At 44.6% G+C, this 1,472-nt stretch carries 2 protein-coding genes; both read right to left on the reverse strand.

Annotated elements, in window-relative coordinates; genetic code table 11:
• A partial coding sequence (locus HT737_RS30005; RefSeq protein WP_182404632.1) for a hypothetical protein occupies window positions 1-637 on the reverse strand: 637 nt, incomplete at its 3' end.
• A 78-nt stretch (window positions 638-715) separates the two neighbouring features.
• Complete coding sequence (locus HT737_RS30010) at window positions 716-1,327, reverse strand: hypothetical protein (RefSeq protein WP_182402227.1); 612 nt, start codon at window positions 1,325-1,327, stop codon at window positions 716-718.
• Window positions 1,328-1,472 lie beyond the last annotated feature (145 nt).

Genomic DNA, 1,472 nt, shown 5'->3' on the forward strand with positions numbered 1-1,472 from the left:
CGTACCCCCGTCCGGTAATCAATAGTTGAGCGCTGGCGCGTACCACTGCTCCTGGTGACGGGGAATCGATGACCGGAGCCACTTTCAAAACCACAGTCATCAGATTGGATCTAGAGGATGAGTATGTGCCGACTTTCTGAATGGCATAATAAGTCAGTGGCTGTGTTTCAACAGGCAGACTGATATTAGCCGTCCAACTACCACCGACCCGAATAGTGGCGTTACCCAGCAAGGCATCATCCGCAGCATTATAGAGAGTGATTACACCATCATTAAATAAACCACCACTACCCTGCACTGTGAATTGGGGTGACGTTACGTCACCGGAAGGCTCATTAACAATTGGTGTAGTAACTTCGATAGTGAACGACACTCTTGATGTCGAAGCCTGAATCGCTTCCAGGTGATAACTACCAGGGGGATGAGCATTCAGGATGCGGGACCATGTATTCCCGTTGATTATTCCGCTACTTATCTGAACCGATTCTTGCCCCCGGTACAAGTGCAATACTATATTCATCGGAAGGCTTGTGGTGCCCGTGACGGAAATCGGGACAGGAGGGATAGTTCCATTATTTGCAGGCGTGATAATTACAGCGCTGGCTGGACCAGTTTCGCCATCATATTCCTGAACCATGAACACGCCCTCCGGTTCCACCCCCAAGAATTGAACATCTGTATATAGTTCATTGGGGAACTATTAAAATCCATTCACTCATTCACCCTGTTTATTCTTTCGCCCTGCAAAAAATCGCTCGACAACGATTCGCGGATTGCCGAGCCTCTCATCAACTACCTCATCACCCTGAACAGCATTTATTGGAAATACTTCCCATGAAGAATGCTCCCACCCATCATTATGAGTACCATCAAAGTTGCATGCGATACGGAATTGTATATTAGCGGATTGAATCGGAATTGATCCGTATCGTACATAGGCAATAAATTCTGAAGGCTGTACTTCCTGCCACATTGCATCGGGAGAAGGTATAGTTCGCATTACACTGAAATTATGAAATTCAAGATTCAAATTCCCTCTGTACCACGGCTTATCTATTGGACGCGTAGTCATTTTGTACATATTAGTCCTGACATCAACCGTTCTTCCGTCGGCAGATTTTTTATATTGATAATACAACCAGGCATGCAACTCTGGAATCCTGTGATTAAGATAAGCCACTCTGGTTACTGCGTTATCCCAGCCATCAGAATAAGTAAAATCAGTATCAAAAAATTCACCTCGCCCATGATAAATAGTTCCTGACCTTTCAGCTTGGAACTTCGCCCAAAGCTCAACTTCACTCAAATCAATTTTCGCGTCCTTCATAACATTCTCCTCAAGTGAAGTTTTAATTTACTTCCCCGCTGCTCACCCGCCTACTGTCAGAACTGACAGTTAAAAAGATCAAATACTTCTAAAAAAATATTTTATAGACACTAAAATAGCTAACGATTCCCCGCCCTACTTCGAC

It is taken from the genome of Pseudomonas sp. MD195_PC81_125, assembly GCF_014060985.1.
Lineage (GTDB): Bacteria > Pseudomonadota > Gammaproteobacteria > Pseudomonadales > Pseudomonadaceae > Aquipseudomonas > Aquipseudomonas parakoreensis.

What these genes read in the sequence shown, in the direction of transcription:
- HT737_RS30010 (WP_182402227.1), bottom strand. Translation starts at nt 1,327, where the DNA reads ATGAAGGACGCGAAAATTGATTTGAGTGAAGTTGAGCTTTGGGCGAAG.